The organism is Halomonas alkalicola (genome assembly GCF_030704205.1).
GTDB lineage: Bacteria > Pseudomonadota > Gammaproteobacteria > Pseudomonadales > Halomonadaceae > Halomonas > Halomonas alkalicola.
The window spans coordinates 2,010,695-2,026,307 of the sequence record NZ_CP131913.1 but is presented as its reverse complement, the minus strand read 5'-3'; the positions used below and the strand labels follow the sequence as shown (position 1 = coordinate 2,026,307).

The 15,613-nt window shown below is 70.7% G+C and carries 16 protein-coding genes and 2 pseudogenes; 10 read left to right on the top strand and 8 right to left on the bottom strand.

The genetic code is table 11. From position 1 onward, the window contains the following. The first annotated feature begins 20 nt into the window (after positions 1–20). Positions 21–1,322, top strand: a complete 1,302-nt coding sequence (locus B6N23_RS09705) for a UbiH/UbiF/VisC/COQ6 family ubiquinone biosynthesis hydroxylase (protein WP_379686522.1) — start codon at positions 21–23, stop codon at positions 1,320–1,322. A gap of 10 nt (positions 1,323–1,332) precedes the next feature. On the opposite strand, the gene B6N23_RS09700 is transcribed toward B6N23_RS09705, so the two are convergent. The 3 genes and pseudogenes from B6N23_RS09700 to gpmI all read right to left on the bottom strand — a co-directional run bounded on the left by B6N23_RS09700 (position 1,333) and on the right by gpmI (position 5,463). Continuing rightward, the gene (locus B6N23_RS09700) at positions 1,333–2,628 is read right to left on the bottom strand and encodes a S41 family peptidase (protein WP_305498248.1); all 1,296 of its coding nucleotides are present in this window, start codon (positions 2,626–2,628) and stop codon (positions 1,333–1,335) included. Positions 2,629–2,702: 74 nt separating this feature from the next. Beyond that, positions 2,703–3,863 carry a murein hydrolase activator EnvC family protein gene (locus B6N23_RS09695; protein ID WP_305498242.1) on the bottom strand — a complete coding sequence of 387 codons (1,161 nt, stop codon included), beginning with the start codon at positions 3,861–3,863 and terminating at the stop codon, positions 2,703–2,705. Positions 3,864–3,876: 13 nt separating this feature from the next. After that, positions 3,877–5,463: pseudogene (gene gpmI / locus B6N23_RS09690) on the bottom strand (2,3-bisphosphoglycerate-independent phosphoglycerate mutase). A 271-nt stretch (positions 5,464–5,734) separates the two neighbouring features. On the opposite strand from gpmI, the gene B6N23_RS09685 reads away from it, so the two are divergent. From B6N23_RS09685 to B6N23_RS09655, 7 genes are all read left to right on the top strand, one after another. Beyond that, on the top strand, positions 5,735–6,157 hold the full coding sequence (locus B6N23_RS09685) for a rhodanese-like domain-containing protein (protein ID WP_169956100.1): 423 nt from the start codon (positions 5,735–5,737) through the stop codon (positions 6,155–6,157). 48 nt (positions 6,158–6,205) lie between these two features. Then, complete coding sequence (secB, locus tag B6N23_RS09680) at positions 6,206–6,721, top strand: protein-export chaperone SecB (RefSeq protein ID WP_110069073.1); 516 nt, start codon at positions 6,206–6,208, stop codon at positions 6,719–6,721. 15 nt (positions 6,722–6,736) lie between these two features. Next, complete coding sequence (locus B6N23_RS09675; protein ID WP_305498237.1) at positions 6,737–7,480, top strand: 16S rRNA (uracil(1498)-N(3))-methyltransferase; 744 nt, start codon at positions 6,737–6,739, stop codon at positions 7,478–7,480. Positions 7,481–7,524: 44 nt separating this feature from the next. Continuing rightward, positions 7,525–8,229: a CvfB family protein gene (locus tag B6N23_RS09670; protein WP_305498235.1), complete on the top strand. Its 705-nt coding sequence runs from the start codon at positions 7,525–7,527 to the stop codon at positions 8,227–8,229. 46 nt (positions 8,230–8,275) lie between these two features. After that, entirely contained in the window at positions 8,276–9,244 is a 969-nt protein-coding gene (gene gshB, locus B6N23_RS09665; protein WP_305498233.1) for a glutathione synthase, read from the top strand. Positions 9,245–9,265: 21 nt separating this feature from the next. Beyond that, on the top strand, positions 9,266–9,697 hold the full coding sequence (locus B6N23_RS09660; RefSeq protein ID WP_305498231.1) for a hypothetical protein: 432 nt from the start codon (positions 9,266–9,268) through the stop codon (positions 9,695–9,697). A gap of 228 nt (positions 9,698–9,925) precedes the next feature. Then, entirely contained in the window at positions 9,926–10,195 is a 270-nt protein-coding gene (locus tag B6N23_RS09655) for an energy transducer TonB (RefSeq protein WP_305498229.1), read from the top strand. 13 nt (positions 10,196–10,208) lie between these two features. Here B6N23_RS09655 and B6N23_RS09650 read toward each other — a convergent pair. Beyond that, positions 10,209–10,915 (bottom strand): annotated as a pseudogene (locus B6N23_RS09650) (IS5 family transposase). Positions 10,916–11,048: 133 nt separating this feature from the next. Between B6N23_RS09650 and B6N23_RS09645 the strand changes: the two are divergent. Both B6N23_RS09645 and ruvX read left to right on the top strand, forming a co-directional pair. Continuing rightward, positions 11,049–11,612 carry a YqgE/AlgH family protein gene (locus B6N23_RS09645; RefSeq protein ID WP_302140053.1) on the top strand — a complete coding sequence of 188 codons (564 nt, stop codon included), beginning with the start codon at positions 11,049–11,051 and terminating at the stop codon, positions 11,610–11,612. A gap of 19 nt (positions 11,613–11,631) precedes the next feature. After that, positions 11,632–12,075, top strand: a complete 444-nt coding sequence (gene ruvX, locus B6N23_RS09640; RefSeq protein ID WP_305498228.1) for a Holliday junction resolvase RuvX — start codon at positions 11,632–11,634, stop codon at positions 12,073–12,075. 9 nt (positions 12,076–12,084) lie between these two features. On the opposite strand, the gene B6N23_RS09635 is transcribed toward ruvX, so the two are convergent. The 4 genes from B6N23_RS09635 to B6N23_RS09620 form a co-directional block, all read right to left on the bottom strand. Beyond that, positions 12,085–12,714 carry a hypothetical protein gene (locus B6N23_RS09635; RefSeq protein WP_169956089.1) on the bottom strand — a complete coding sequence of 210 codons (630 nt, stop codon included), beginning with the start codon at positions 12,712–12,714 and terminating at the stop codon, positions 12,085–12,087. Between the two features lie 65 nt (positions 12,715–12,779). Beyond that, the gene (gene pyrB, locus B6N23_RS09630) at positions 12,780–13,808 is read right to left on the bottom strand and encodes an aspartate carbamoyltransferase (RefSeq protein ID WP_110069065.1); all 1,029 of its coding nucleotides are present in this window, start codon (positions 13,806–13,808) and stop codon (positions 12,780–12,782) included. Between the two features lie 63 nt (positions 13,809–13,871). Beyond that, positions 13,872–14,522, bottom strand: coding sequence for a maleylacetoacetate isomerase (gene maiA, locus B6N23_RS09625; RefSeq protein WP_305498225.1), 651 nt, complete (start codon positions 14,520–14,522; stop codon positions 13,872–13,874). A 27-nt stretch (positions 14,523–14,549) separates the two neighbouring features. Next, a complete protein-coding gene (locus tag B6N23_RS09620; protein ID WP_305498223.1) occupies positions 14,550–15,566 on the bottom strand; it encodes a fumarylacetoacetate hydrolase family protein in 1,017 nt (338 codons plus the stop codon). Positions 15,567–15,613: the final 47 nt, after the last annotated feature.

The window sequence follows — 15,613 nt, the reverse complement described above, 5'->3', positions numbered from 1 at the left end:
GACATCATGAGGAAGCGACCATGAGTGCAGTGGGCAAGGAGCGGCCGATGGAGGCGAGTGCGGAGCCTCAGGGCCACGACGAACGACCGGCGGGCGTCGCGGAGCACGCCGAGGTGGTGGTGGTCGGGGCCGGCATGGTCGGGGCGGCCCTGGCCTGCCTGCTGGGCCAGGCGGGTGTCGAGGTGGCCCTGGTGGACGCCCGCGAGTCGCTGCTGGACCACGAGGCGGTGGGGCGTGGGCGGCCCGGCATGCGGGTCAGCGCGCTGACGCCGGTCTCCCAGCGGCTGCTGGAGCGGCTCGGTGCCTGGGAGTGGATGGCGGCGCGTCGCATCAGCCCCTACCGGTTCATGCAGGTGTGGGAAGCCGAGGGCAGCGGCGAGGTGAGCTTCTCCGCCGAGCAGGCCGGAGTGGCGAAGCTGGGCCATATCGTCGAGAACGACGTGACCCAGGCCGCCCTGGAGCGGCGCCTGGTGGCGCTGCCCTCGGTGCGGCTGCTGCTGGGTGCCCGAGTGACCGGCTTGACGGACGCCGAGGGGGGGCGGTGCGTGCACCTGGCGGATGGCCGCCGTCTGGTGGCCCCCCTGGTGGTGGCCGCCGATGGCGCCCGCTCGCCGCTGCGCGAGCTCGCCGGCATCGAGACCCGCCAGCGCGATACCGGCCACCGGGCAATGGTGACCACGGTGAAGGTGGCGAGGCCCCACGGCGAGGTGGCCCGTCAGGCCTTCCTGCCCACCGGCCCCCTGGCCTTCCTGCCGCTGCGCCTGAACGGCGAGTCTGACCACTGCTCCATCGTCTGGTCCACCTCGCCGGAGGAGGCCGAGCGGCTGCTGGGCCTGGCGCCCGAGGCGCTGGGAGAGGCGCTAGCGGCGGCCATCGACCATCGGCTGGGTGAGGTGACGGTGGTGGACCGCGCGGTGGCCTTCCCGCTGGTGCAGCGCCATGCCGAGCGCTATGTGCTGCCGGGGCTGGCGCTGGTGGGGGATGCCGCCCACAGCATTCACCCCCTGGCGGGCCAGGGGGTTAACCTCGGGCTGATGGATGCGGCGGTGCTGGCGGAGGAGCTGCTGGCGGCGCGGCGACGCGGCGCGGCGCTGGGCGATGAGCGGGTCCTGGCCCGCTATGCGCGGCGCCGGCGCGGCGACAACGCCGGCATGCTGGCGCTGATGGATGGCTTCCGGCTGCTGTTCGGTGCGCGCCACCCGGCGCTGGCGCTGGCCCGCAACCTGGGCATGGGCGCCGTGGACCGGCTTACCCCGCTCAAGCGCCTGCTGCTGCAGCAGGCGACGGGGCATCGGGGACGGCTGCCTAGGACATGCCGCTGATGGAGCCGGCCTAGCGCCGGCTCAACACATTGAGCGCCTTGAGCAGGTTGAGCGCCTCGCCGAGCTGGTAGTCCTCGCGCAGGCGCTCGCTGAGCTCGGCGCGCTCCCGCGGCGCGTCGCGGGAGCGCAGGTGCCCCTCGAGGTCCGCCTCGCGCACCTCGCGGCCCGTCTCCGTCACCTCCACCCGGCCGCGCACCACCTCCACGTCGGGCTCGATGCCCTGGGCCTGGATGGAGCGGCCGTTGGGGGTGTAGTAGAGCGCCGTGGTGAGCTTGAGCCCCTCGCCGTTGCCCAGCGGCATGATCTGCTGCACCGAGCCCTTGCCGAAGCTCTCGGTGCCCATCACCACCGCCCGGCGCTGGTCCTGCAGGGCGCCGGCGACGATCTCCGCCGCCGAGGCGCTGCCGCCGTTGATCAGCACCACCAGGGGCACTTCCGGGGCGGCGCTGCCCGGGCTGGCGCTGAACTGCATCTCGGTGTCCGGCAGGCGCCCCTCGGTATAGACGATCAGGCCGCTATCGAGGAAGGCGTCGGCGACGCCCACCGCCGCCTGCAGCACCCCGCCGGGATTGTTGCGCAGGTCGAGCACCAGGCCGCTCAGCGGTGCCTCGCGCTCCAGGCGGCGAATCTGCTCGGCGACCTGGTCGCCGGTGCGGGTCTGGAACTGGGTGACGCGCAGGTAGCCGAAGCCTGGCTCCAAAAGCTCGCTGCGCACGCTCTCGGTGCGGATCACCTCGCGGGTCAGGGTGACGGTGCGCGGCGAGCTCTCGCCGCGGCGCAGGATGGTGAGCTCGATGCGGGTGCCCGGCTCGCCGCGCATCAGGTTGACCGCCTCCTGCAGCGAGAGGCGCTCGGTGGGGGTGTCGTCGATGCTCAGGATCTGGTCGCGGGCCTGCAGGCCGGCACGGGAGGCCGGGGTGTCATCGATGGGGGTGATCACCGTCAGTTGGCCGTCCTCGAGCCCCACCTCGATGCCGATCCCGCCGAACTCGCCCTGGGTCGACTCGCGCAGGCTCTGGAACTGTTCACGATCCAGGAAGGCGGAGTGGGGGTCGAGCTCGCTGAGCATGCCGCGCATGGCGTTGCGCAGCAGGGTGGCATCGTCCACCTCCTCCACGTAGGCGCGCTTGATGCGCTCGAACACCTCGGCGAAGGTCTGGATCTCCTCCACCGGCAGGTCGTCATTCACCGCGCTCACGGCGGGCAGGGGGAGCGCCAGCAGGGCGACGGGCAGCAGCGAGGCCAGCAGGCGTCGCGGCGAGAGGGCGAGGCCGGCCCTGCCAGGCATGGGAAGCGCTGGGGTCATGCGATCTCCGCTGTTCCGGGACGGTAGGGAGCCAGCATAGCCCGGCGGCCCCGGGCAGGGAAATAGCGCGCTCCTCAGCGCGTGGCGATCCACGACTGCGGATCGATGGGATCGCCGCCGCGGCGCACCTCGAAGTAGAGCGCCGGACGCTGGTGGCCACCGCTGTTGCCCACCGCTCCCAGCACGTCACCCCGGGAGACCGCCTGCCCCACCTGCACGCCGAACTGCTGGAGGTGGGCGTGCAGGGTCATCACCTGATCGCCGTGGTCGATGATCAGCAGGTTGCCGAAGCCGCGCATCCAGTCGGCGAACACCACCCGGCCGGCGTGCACGGCCCGGACCGGCGTGCCCTCGGCGGCCTGGATCAGGATGCCGTTGCGATGCACACCGTCGCCGGCCCGGAAGCGCGAGGCGACGCTGCCCTGCACCGGCCAGGGCAGGTCGCCCCGGGTCTGCTCGATGGCGGTGGAGGGGGGCGGGCGCTCGAGCCTGGCCAGCTCCTCCTGCACCTGGCGCAGCACCCGCTCGGCATGAGCGCGATCCTGCTCCAGCTCCGTCAGGCGGACCTGTTCGCTGGCGTAGCGGCTGTCGAGGTCGGCCACCAGCGCGGCTCGTTCGCGCATCTGCTCGGCCAGGTCGCTGGAGCGGGCGGCGAGCTCCGTGGCCAGGGCGTCGAGGCGCTCGCCGCGGGCGTCGAGCTCGCGGCGGGTCTCGCCCAGGGCGGTATCGAGCCGGGCCAGCTCATCGAGACGCGCGTTGCGGGCCCGGGAGAGATGGTTGAGGTAGTGCTGTAGGCGGTCGAGGCGGGCGGGGTCGTCCTGGTTGAGCAGCAGCTTGAGCTGCGGGCTCTGGCCCAGACGGTAGAGGGCATCGAGCTGGATATTCAGGGCCTCGACCTGGTCGGCGCGCTCCGCCTCCAGCAGGTCGCGGCGCCGCTCCAGGGTGACGATCTCGTCGCCCAGCTCCTCGCGCTCCTCCTGCAGGAGGTCGAGGCGACGATGGGTCTCGGCCAGGGCGGTCTCCACCCGGCGCAGTCCCTGGCTGGCCTCCGCCTGGGCCTCCCGCGTGGTGGTCAGGCGTCGCGAGACCCCCTGGATCTCGCTGCCGATGGCATCGAGCCGCTCCCGGGCCGCCCGCTCGCTCGGCTGGGCGGCCAGCGGCGCGGCCAGGCAGAGCGCCAGCAGCGCCACCGTAAGCCGGCCTGCCCCTCGGGGCAGGCGGCGTGGGCTGGCCATGGGGCGGCCCGCGTCAGGAGGCCGCGTCGAAGTCGACCAGCACCCGGCCGGTCATCTCCTCCGGCACCGGCTGGTCCATCAGGGTCAGCAGCGTCGGGGCGATGTCGCACAGGCTGCCGTCCTCCTGGAGCCGCGCCGGGCGCGGGCCCACGTAGATCAGCGGCACAGCGAAGGTGGTGTGGGCGGTCTGGGGGTTGCCGGTCTCCGGGTTGACCATCTGCTCGGCGTTGCCGTGGTCGGCGGTCACCAGGCAGGCGCCGCCGACCTTCTCGATCGCCTCCACCACCCGGCCCACGCAGGTGTCGACGGCCTCGATGGCCTTCACCGCGGCGTCGAAGTCGTCGGTGTGGCCGACCATGTCGCCGTTGGCGTAGTTGCAGACGATCAGGTCGTAGTCGCCGGACTCGATGGCCGCCACCAGCTTGTCGGTGACCTCGACGGCGCTCATCTCAGGCTTCTCGTCGTAGGTCTTCACATCCTGGGGGGAGGGCACCAGGATCCGGGTCTCGCCCTGCTACTCGGCCTCGCGGCCGCCGGAGAAGAAGAAGGTGACGTGGGCGTACTTCTCGGTCTCGGCGATGCGCAGCTGGGTCAGGCCGCGGCTCTCCATCACCTCGCCCAGGGTGTTGGTGAGCGACGCCGGCGGGAAGGCCGCGGGGGCGGGGATGTCGGCGGCATACTGGGTCAGCATCACCAGGCCGTCGGCGGCGAGGCGCGGGCAGACGCGGCGCTCGAAGCCGTCGAAGTTTTCCTGGACGAAGGCGCGGGTCAGCTCCCGGGCGCGATCGGCGCGGAAGTTCATGAAGATGGCGGCGTCGCCCTCCTCCAGCACCACCGGGGCGCCGGTGGGGCGGATGCTGGTAGCGGCCACGAACTCGTCGGTCTCGCCGCGCTCGTAGGCGGCGCGCAGCCCCTCCTCGGCGCTCACCGCCTCGAACTCGCCGACACCCTCGGTGAGCAGGCGGTAGGCCTTCTCGACGCGATCCCAGCGGTTGTCGCGGTCCATGGCGTAGTAGCGGCCGATGATGGAGGCGACGAAGCCGTTGTCGGCGCCGACCAGCTCGGCGAGGCGCCCGTTGGCGCGCTCGAGGGAGGCCAGGGCGCTCTTGGGCGGCATGTCGCGACCGTCCAGGAAGCCGTGGACGTAGATACGCTGCGCGCCGCGGCGGGCGGCCAGCTCGGCCATGGCAATGAAGTGGTCGTCGTGGCTGTGCACGCCGCCCGGGGAGAGCAGGCCCAGCAGGTGCACCGCCCGGCCCGCCGCCACGGCGGCATCGATGGGCGCGGTCAGGGCGTCGATGAGATCCAGGTCGCCGTCCTCGATCGCCTTGGTGATGCGGGTGAAGTCCTGGTAGACGACGCGGCCGGCGCCGAGGTTCATGTGGCCCACCTCGGAGTTGCCCATCTGGCCGTCGGGCAGGCCCACGTGGCGGCCGTCGGTGTGGATCAGGGTCGCCGGATGCGCCTGCTGCAGGCGGTCCATCACCGGGGTGCGGGCGGCCAGCACGGCGTTGTGGGCGGCGTCCGGGTTATGGCCGTAGCCGTCCAGGATGATCAGGGCGACCGGGCGTGGCGTGCTCTGGCTGGCGGGGTTCGTCATGGGGCTGTCCTCGATGCGTGGCTGGCGACACTTCAGTGCCCGGGATGGCTTGCAGCGCAGGCGCTGCGCCGGTGTGCTGCCCCGGGGCGGCCGGGAAGCGGGCGGGGTCGCGGCAGATGGCGGATTGCGGCATGATATCGTATGGCGCCGCCGGGCGTCATTGCCGGCCGCAGCCCGCGGGACGTCGTGTATACTGGGCGCCGTTCATTCGGCGGGCCCGCCTGGCCCCGGCCTTCCCCTTCGTGCACCGAGACAAGAGTTATCTGGACCCATGATCGATCAGCTGTTTGAATTCGTGCAGAACCACCCGCTGCTGGTGGGCGCCTTCCTGATGGTGCTGACCGCCTGGATCCTCTACGAGGTCCGCAACAGCAGCGCCAACGGCGTGACCGCGAGCGAGGCGACCCAGCTGATCAACCGCGAGGATGCGGTGGTGGTGGATACTCGCGATGCCGACGCCTTCAAGGCCGGCCATATCGCCGGGGCGCGCAACATCCCCCAGAGCCGCATCGACGAGCGCCTGGGCGAGCTCAACAAGGTCAAGGAAAAGCCGATCATCGTGGTCTGCAAGTCGGGCCAGACGGCGGGCATGACCGTGGCCAAGCTGGCCAAGGCCGGCTACCCTCGCGTGCTCAAGCTCAAGGGCGGCATGATGCAGTGGCAGGCCGACGGCCTCCCGGTCGTGCGCAAGTAACCCCCTTCATCGAATCCACTTCGTTCATCGAGTCAAAGGACCTTTCCCATGGCGGAAGAGAACAACCAGAACGCCGCAGCCGGCAACCCGGCGGCCGGCCAGCAGGACAAGCCCCAGCTGCAGTTCTCCGTGCAGCGCATCTACGTCAAGGACATCTCCTTCGAGGCGCCCAACTCGCCGGCGGTCTTCCAGCAGCCCTTCAAGCCCAAGGTCGGCCTGGACCTCAACACCTCCAGCCGTCAGGTGGGCGAGGGCCTCTATGAGGTGGTGATCAAGGTCACCGCCCAGGTGACCCACAGCGAGGAGGGCACCACCTCCTTCCTGGCCGAGATCGAGCAGGCGGGCCTCTTCCGCATCGCCGGCATCGAGGGGGCCCAGCTGGAGCACACCCTGGGCGCCTTCTGCCCCAACGTGCTCTTCCCCTATGCCCGCGAGTGCATCGACAACCTGGTCAACCGCGGCGGCTTCCCGCCCCTGATGCTGGCGCCGGTCAACTTCGAGGCGATCTACGCCCAGAAGAAGAAGCGCGAGGCCGAGCAGGCCCAGGCTCAGGCGACCCAGTAAGGGCGACGGCGACCCGTGACGACTCACCGGAAAGCGCCGCGCATCCACGTCGCCGCCGACTTCATCGTCGGCGGCGACGTCGTTCTGCCCGAGGGGCCCGCCCGCCACGTGGCGCGGGTGCTGCGCCTGGGCGAGGGCGCCCCGCTGCGCCTCTTCGACGGCATGGGGCAGGAAGCCAGCGCCGTGCTGGTGGAGGCCTCGCGCAAGCGGGTGGTGGCGCGCATCGAGGCCGTCGCAGCGGGCGGCGGCGAGTCGCCGCTGGCCGTGCACCTGGGCCAGGCGATCTCCAAGGGCGATCGCATGGACTACGCCATCCAGAAGGCCGTGGAGCTGGGGGTGGCGGCCATCACGCCGCTCTACACCGAGCACGGCGACGTGCGCCTCAAGGGCGAGCGCGAGGCGAAGAAGCTCGCCCACTGGCAGGCCGTGGCGGTCAGCGCCTGCGAGCAGTGCGGCCGCGCGGTGGTGCCGCCGGTGCACCCGCCGCTGGCGCTGGCCGAGTGGCTGGCCGAGCGCGGCGAGGCGCTGCGCCTGGTGCTGCATCCGGCCACCGACGCCCAGGGCGGGCTCGAGCGGGAGACTGCCCCGGTCGGCGTGGCCCTGCTGATCGGCCCCGAGGGCGGGCTCGCCGAGGACGAGGTCGAGGCCGCCCGGGCCGCCGGCTTCGCCGCGCTCACCCTGGGGCCGCGCATCCTGCGCACCGAGACCGCCCCGGTGGTGGCGCTGAGCCTGCTGCAGTACCGCTTCGGGGATCTGTGAGCGCTCGCTGACCCCTCTCATCCCTGGCTTCGAGGAACATCGCCATGTCCGATTCCCGTGAACCGCGCACGCCGCGTCCCGCCGCCGGCCGGCGCTACCGTGCCCCGAAGTGTGCGGTGGGCGAGGTCGCCTACCTGGAGGTGGTCACCGTCAACGAGACCGGCGCCTTCCTCGACTGGGGGCATCCCAAGGACCTGCTGCTGCCCTACGGCGAGCAGCGCTTCCGGCCCAGCGTGGGCAAGCGGGTGCTGGTGAGGATCTACGAGGACCAGCAGGGGCGGCCGGTGGCCTCCCAGAAGCTCGACCGCTTCGTTGCCGACGAGGCCGAGGGTCTCGCGGCGGGTGACGAGGTGACCCTGGTGATCGCCGAGCAGACCGATCTCGGCCTCAAGGCGGTGGTCGACCATCGCTGCTGGGGGCTGCTCTATCGCGACGACATCACCCGGCCGCTGCGTCGCGGCCAGCGCCTGACCGGCTACGTGAAGCGCCTGCGCGAGGATGGTCGCCTGGACCTCTCGCTGCTGCCCCCGGGCGCGGCGCGCCTCGACGTGGTGGGCGAGACGGTGCTCAAGGCGCTGCGCGCGAGCGGCGGCTACCTGCCGCTGGGCGACAAGAGCGATGCCGCCGAGATCAAGGCGCGGCTGGGGGTGAGCAAGAACGCCTTCAAGCAGGCCATCGGCCGGCTCTACAAGCAGCGCCTGATCACCCTTTCGCCCACCGGCATCCGGCTGGCGCCCGGCGGCGAGTAGCCGGCATACTGGCGCCATCCATTCACTCGACCGGAACCCCGAGCCCATGAGCGAACGCGCCCCGAAGATCGGCGTGGTGATGGACCCCATCGCCGACATCGCCTACAAGAAGGACACCACCCTGGCCATGCTGTGGGCCGCCCAGGACCGCGGCGCCTCGCTGCACTACCTGGAGCAGGAGGACCTCTTCCTGCGCGACGGCCGCGCCTTCGGCCGGCTGCGCGACCTCACCGTGCACCGCGACCCGGTCCACTGGTACGACCTCGGCGAGCCCGAGCCGCGCCCCCTGGCCGAGCTCGACGTGATCCTGATGCGCAAGGACCCGCCGGTGGACGCCCATTTCCTCAATGCCGTGCACCTGCTGGGCTTCGCCGAGCGCGAGGGGGTGCTGGTGGTCAACCCCACCCGAGCGCTGCTCGAGTGCAATGAGAAGCTCTTCGCCCAGCAGTTTCCCCAGTGCTGCACGCCGACCCTGGTCTCCTGCAGCGAACCCGAGCTGCGCGCCTTCCATGCCGAGCACCAGGACGTGATCTACAAGCCCCTGGACGGCATGGGCGGCAGCGGGATCTTCCATGTGCGCCCGGAGGGCCGCAACCTCGGCGCCATCATCGAGACCCTCACCGAGCGCGGCCGCCGGCAGATCATGGCCCAGCGCTATATCCCCGAGATCACCGACGGCGACACCCGCATCCTGCTGGTGGATGGCGAGCCGGTGCCCTATGGCCTCGCCCGGGTGCCCATGGCCGGCGAGACCCGCGGCAACCTGGCCGCCGGCGGCACCGGGGTGAGCCGCGAGCTCACCGAGCGCGACCACTGGCTGATCGGCCAGGTGCAGCCGATGATCCGCGACAAGGGGCTGATGTTCGTCGGCCTCGACGTGATCGGCGCCTACATCACCGAGATCAACGTGACGAGCCCCACCTGCGTGCGCGAGATCGACGACCAGCGCGGCACCGATATCGCCGGGCTGCTGCTCGACGCCATCGAGCGCCGGCTCGCCGAGCGGCGGGCCTAGCACAGGGGGGCGGGAGAGCCCATGAGTGCCTGCGTCAACGACCCCATCCGCTATGCGCCGGTGACCCGGCCCCATCGCCACTGGCTGGCCTGGTCGCTGGCGCTGCTGCTGCACCTCGCGGTGATCGGCGTGGTGGCCAGCTGGCAGTTCGCCGCCCCCCCCGCGCCGCGCTCGAGCCTCGACGTGGTGCTGGTCACCCGCCCCAGCGAGGCGCCGGTGACGGCCGACGCCATCGCCGAGGCCGACCAGCAGGCCGCCGGTAAGCAGCAGGAGGAGGCGCCGGCGGAGTCCCGCGCGGCGCCCATGGAGGAGCTGCCGCTGGTGCAGGAGAGCGTCAGCGACGTGGACCCGGCCACCCCGGCCGAGCCGGAGCAGGCGCGCCTCGAGCCCGAGGCACGCCCCGACGAGCGGGCGCCGCCCGCCGCCGCCGCCGACAGCGAGGAGGCGCGCTGAGACGACCCCCCCGAGCCCCGCGAGAGCGCCCCCCAGGCGGCGGATGCCGCCGCCCCGCCCAGCGTCACCGCGCCCTCCGCCTCGGGCCGCGACCTGCTGGCCCAGGCCACCCGCAGCATCCGCGAGCAGGGCCTCAGCCCGGAGGCGGCGGGCCCCGCGGGCGACAGCCCGCAGCTGGCCGCCCAGCGCGCCGCCGAGGCGCGCTACATCGACGACTGGACCCGCCGGGTGGAAGACTACGGCAACCGCGTGCATCCGGCGCCGCGCCATCTGCAGGGACAGCTGCGCATCCGCGTGGTGATCGGCCGCGACGGCGGGCTTCGCCAGGCGGAGGTGGTACAATCCTCGGGACATGCCGAACTCGACCAGGCCGCGCTGGACACCGTCCACGGTGCGGCGCCCTATCGCCCCTTCGATGCGGGCATGGGCAGCCTGGACACCCTCTCCATCACCCGCGTCTGGCGGTTCGGCCAAGGCAATCACTACGGCGTGCGCTAGGGAGCGTTAACAATTAGGCCAGCCATATGACGGCGGATACAAGGTTGAGTAGCGACTGGTAGTTTCTCGCCAGTCGCTCATAGCGTGTTGCCAGCCGCCTGAACTGCTTGATTTTCTGGAAGAACCTTTCTACCAGGTTGCGATCCTTGTAACAGTGCCAATCTATCTCGGGGCATTCCAAGCGATTCTTTCTCGGCGGAATCACCGGCTCGGCGCCCACCGCTCGAATGATGTCCCTCAAAGCGGTGGAATCATACCCCTTGTCGCCAAGCACCGCCGCTGGAGAAAAGCCCGCCAGTAACGCTGGGGCGGCTCCGTACTCAGACGCTTGGCCCGGTGTGAGGATTAGCCGTACCGGGTTGCCGAGGGCATCGACCGCCGCGTGGATCTTGGTGCTCAATCCCCCACGCGATTTCCCCATGGCTTCGGTGCTCTGAGCCGTTTTTTTTTTGCCGCCCCATGCTGATGAACTTTGACGATACTGCCATCTATCATCAGCTGCTCCATGTCGGGATCATCGGCTAATGTGTCGATAACCTGCTGCCAGACCCCCTTCTTAGACCACCGGTTATAGCGCATGTAGACAGTGTGCCAGCGACCGAAGGCGTCGGGCAGATCACGCCAGGGAGCGCCTGTCCGGGCGATCCACAGGACGGCTTCCACGAACAAGCGATTGTCCTTGGCCGTCACCCCGCGATCTGAAGCTTTGCCGGGGAGCATGTGCTCGATGCGCTCCCATTGGTCATCACGTAGCATTAGCCGAGGCATAGATCACCGAAAAATGCTGATATTCTAAATCAGCCCGATCTCCATCGGCAATTGTTAACGCACCCTAGGACCGCCGGGGAGTCTCATGCAACATTTCGGTTTGAAGGATCACTTCCTGATGGCGATGCCGCACCTGGAAGATCCCAACTTCGCCGGTAGCCTGAGCTACCTGTGCGACCATGACGAGAAGGGCACCATGGGGGTGATCGTCAATCGGCCGCTGGAGCTGACCCTCGAGGCGCTCTTCGAGCAGCTGGAGCTCGGCGGCGAGGAGAGCCCCCATCGCAACGCGCCGGTCTACTACGGCGGGCCGGTGCACAAGGATCGCGGCTTCATCCTGCATCGCGGCTCCAGCACCCCCTGGGACTCCAGCATCCAGGTCACCGAGGAGCTGGCCCTGACCACCTCCATGGACATGCTCCAGGCGCTGGCCGCGGGCGAGGGGCCCGAGGACTTCCTGGTCTGCCTGGGTTGCGCCGGCTGGGAGGCCGGCCAACTGGAGCAGGAGATCCTCGACAACGCCTGGCTCACCGTGGAAGGGCGCTCCGACATCCTCTTCGAGGTGCCGCCGGAGCAGCGTCTGGGGGCCGCCGCCGGCATCCTCGGCATCGACCTCAACCTGATGACCCGCGAGGCGGGGCACTCCTGATGGCGGCAGGGCAAGGCTGATGGCACGGGAAGGCGAGCGGCTGATCCTGGGGTTTGACTTCGGCACCCGGCGCATCGGCGTGGCGGTGGGCAACGAACTGCTGGCCAGCGCCCGCGAGCTCGACCCCCTGCCGGCCCGGGACGGCATCCCCGACTGGCAGCAGGTGGCCCGGCTGGTGGAGGAGTGGCGCCCCGAGCTCTTCGTGGTGGGACTGCCGCTGACCGCGGAAGGGGAGGAGCAGCTGATGAGCACCCGCGCCCGCAAGTTCGGCAAGCGCCTGTTCGGCCGCTTCGGGGTGCCCTGCGAGATGGTCGACGAACGCGGCTCCACCGGCGAGGCCAAGGTGATCGCTCGGGAACGCGGCCACCGCGGCAACTACCGGGAGGCGAGCGTCGACGGCATCAGCGCGGTGCTGATCGTCGAGCGCTGGTTCGCCGCCCGGGAGGGGCTGCCCGGCCGCTGAGCGACGAGCTCAGGCCGGGTCGGCCCGGTCGAAGTCCTGCACCGAGAGCCCGGCGAACTTCTCCAGGAAGAACACCAGGGTCGCGGGGTGGTGGAAGCGCTCCTCGAACTGCTCCTGCTGGCCGTCACGCCGTCGCGTCACGCTGGCCCGGTACTCGTCGCCCGCCTTCACCACCTGCACGCTGGCCTCCCGGTCGCCCTCGCGCTTCTGCGCCTCGAGCCGCGACTGCCCCTCCAGCAGCGTCTCCAGCTGCCGCGCGGCCGCGAGCTCCTCGGGGGTGGCCCAGATCGCCTGATCGCGGTCGCCGTAGCGGTAGAGGATCACCACCAGCAGCAGCGCGAAGACCGCGCTGGTCAGCATCCAGGTGATGGTAACGCCGTCCAGGGAGACCGACAGCAGCACGAAGAGCTGCGCCACCGCCCCCACGGCGAGTACCCCGGCCAGCGGCCGCCACATCCGCGGCCCCATGACCCCGCGCTTGAGGATGTATCCCCACAGCCCCGCCACGGCCACAAGGCCCACCACCAGGTGCACCATGGCCAGCGGGGTGCCGCCGCCGGCCAGCAGGGCGATTGCCCCGATCAGCAGCAGCAGGCTGTAGAACACCGCCAGTAGGCGGTAGGCGCGTTGCAGGCTCATGGGTCTCTCCTCGCAGGCTGATGTCAGACATCAAGCATAGGCGAAGCGCGCCGAAGCGCCTCCCGTCAGAGCTCGCGGTCGTCAACGCCCACGCGGGTCGGCACGAACCAGCGCACCGGGCGCAGCTCCTTCTCGATCAGCTCATCCACCTGCAGCAGGGTGGCGAAGATCGCCATGCGCACCGGGATGCCGTTGTCGGTCTGGCGGAAGATCGCCAGGCGCGGGTCACCGTTGAGGTCCACGTCGAGGTCATTGGCGTCCGGGCGGCTATCCCGGGGCAGCGGGTGCATGACGATGGTGCTGTCGTTGCAGCGGCCATCCAGGAAGGCGCGGTCCACGGTGAAGTCCCGCGACAGGCTGAAACCCTCGCTCATCTCCTCGGTGAAGCGCTCCTTCTGGATGCGGGTGGTGTAGACCACGTCCACGTCGCCGAAGTCGCTGGCCAGGCTGTCGCGCTGCTCCACGCGGTGGCCGCGGGAGGTCACCAGGTCGATCAGGTGGCTCGGCATCTCCAGCCCCGGCGGCGCCACCAGGGTGATGCGCAGCGGTGCGTAGAGGGAGAGCAGCTTGATCAGCGAGTGCACGGTGCGGCCGAACTTCAGGTCGCCGGTCATCAGCACGTGGGCGCCGGCCAGCTGCTTGCCCAGGCGGGTGAACTCCTTGTCGATGGTGTAGAAGTCGAGCAGCGCCTGGCTGGGGTGCTCGCCGGGACCGTCGCCGCCGTTGATCACCGGCACGTTGGTGGCGGCGGCGAACTCCGCCACCGAGCCCAGCTCGGGGTGGCGCATCACGATGGCGTCGCAGTAGCCGCTCATCACCCGGCTGGTGTCGTAGAGCGACTCGCCCTTGGCCATGGAGGAGAAGGTGAAGCCGGTGGTGTCGCAGACGCTGCCGCCCAGCCGGCAGAAGGCCGCGTTGAAGCTGACCCGGGTGCGGGTGCTGGCCTCGAAGAAGAGGTTGCCGAGCACGGCCCCCTCCAGCACGCGGGTGACCTGGCGCCGCTGGGCGATGGGCTCCATGCGGGCGGCGACCCGCATCAGGTGATCGACATGGTCACGGGTCAGGGAATCGACGGAGAGCAGGTGGGAACTCATCGGCGCGGCCTCGGCTGGCGGGGGAGTGGACGGCCGCTAGTGTACTCCGCCGCGGCGCCGGCTTCACTCGGCTCCGGCGACGGCGGGCGCCCCCGGGGCGGCCTGGGCGAAGGCCGGCAGGGCGCGGCAGCGCTCGGTGATGCGCCGGATCCTCGGGTAGGGCGAGAGGTCGCACTCGAAGCGCTCGGCGTTGAACACCTGGGGCACCAGGCAGAGATCCGCCAGGGTGGGGGTGTCGCCGTGGCAGAAGTCGCCGCTGCCCGCCTCGGGGGTCAGCATCGCCTCCAGGGCCTGGAAGCCCTCGGCGACCCAGTGGCGGTACCAGGCCAGCTTGGCCGCCTCGTCCGCCCCCAGCTCGCCCACCAGGTACTTGAGCACCCCCAGGTTGTTGAGCGGGTGGATCTCGCAGGCGACCAGCTGGGCCAGGGCGCGCACCCGGGCGCGGCCGGCGGGGTCCGCCGGCAGCAGGGCGGGCGTCGGATGCACCTCGTCCAGGTACTCGCAGATCGCCAGCGACTGGACGAGGGTCACCCCCTCGTCGGTCTCGAGCGACGGCACCAGCCCCAGGGGGTGGCGGGCGAGGTTGGCCTCACCGCGCTGCTCGCCCTTGACCAGGTTGACCGGGACCTGGTCATGGGCCAGGCCCTTGAGGTTCAGGGCGATGCGCACCCGGTAGGCGGCCGAGGAGCGGAAGTAGCCGTAGAGCGTGGCCATGGGGCTCTCCTTGCTGGGTTCGAGACGTCAGGGCTGGTACTTCACCACCTGCTGGTCGATGGCGCCGAAGATGCTCCTGCCCTCGCGGTCGAACATCTCGATGCGCACCCGGTCGCCGAAGCGCATGAAGGGGGTCTTGGCCGCGCCGTGCAGGATCTGCTCCACCCTGCGTACCTCGGCCAGGCAGCTGTAGCCCACGCCACCGTCCGCCACCGGCTTGCCGGGGCCGCCGTCGGCGTCCGGGTTGGAGACGGTACCTGAGCCGATGATGGCGCCGGCGCCGAGATAGCGGGTCTTCGCCGCGTGGGCGATGAGCTCCGGGAAGCCGAAGATCATGTCGGGGCCCGCCTCGGGCTCGCCGAACTTCTCGCCGTTGAGGTGCACGGTCAGCGGCAGGTGGACGCGGCCGTCCTGCCAGGCGTCGCCCAGTTCGTCCGGGGTGACGGCGATGGGCGAGAAGGCGGAGGCGGGCTTGGCCTGGAAGAAGCCGAAGCCCTTGGCCAGCTCGCCGGGGATCAGGCCGCGCAGGCTGACGTCGTTGACCAGCATCACCAGCTTGATGTGGCCGGCCGCCTGCTCCGGGGTCACCGCCATGGGCACGTCGTCGGTGATCACCGCGATCTCGCCCTCGAAGTCGATGCCGTGCTCCTCGCTGACCGCCTCGATGTCATCACAGGGGGCGAGAAACTTGTCGCCGCCGCCCTGGTACATCAGCGGGTCGGTCCAGAAGGTCTCGGGCATCTCGGCGTTGCGCGCCTGGCGCACCAGCTTGACGTGGTTGAGGTAGGCGGAGCCGTCGGCCCAGTGGTAGCTGCGCGGCAGCGGCGAGTGCAGCTGGCCCTGGTCCAGGGCGAAGGCGCCTTCGGCGCTGCCCGCATTGAGCTCGGCGTAGCGGGCCTCGAGCTTCGGGCTCACCGCGTCCCAGGCCTCGATGGCCTGCTGCAGGGTGGGGGCGATGTCGGTGGCGGAGACGCCGCGGGAGAGGTCCCGGGAGACGATGATCAGTTCACCGTCGCGTCCGTTCTTGAGGGTGGCCAGTTTCATGGGCGTTCAATCCTTGTCGTCGGGGGCGGGGCCGCGTGGCGGCCCCG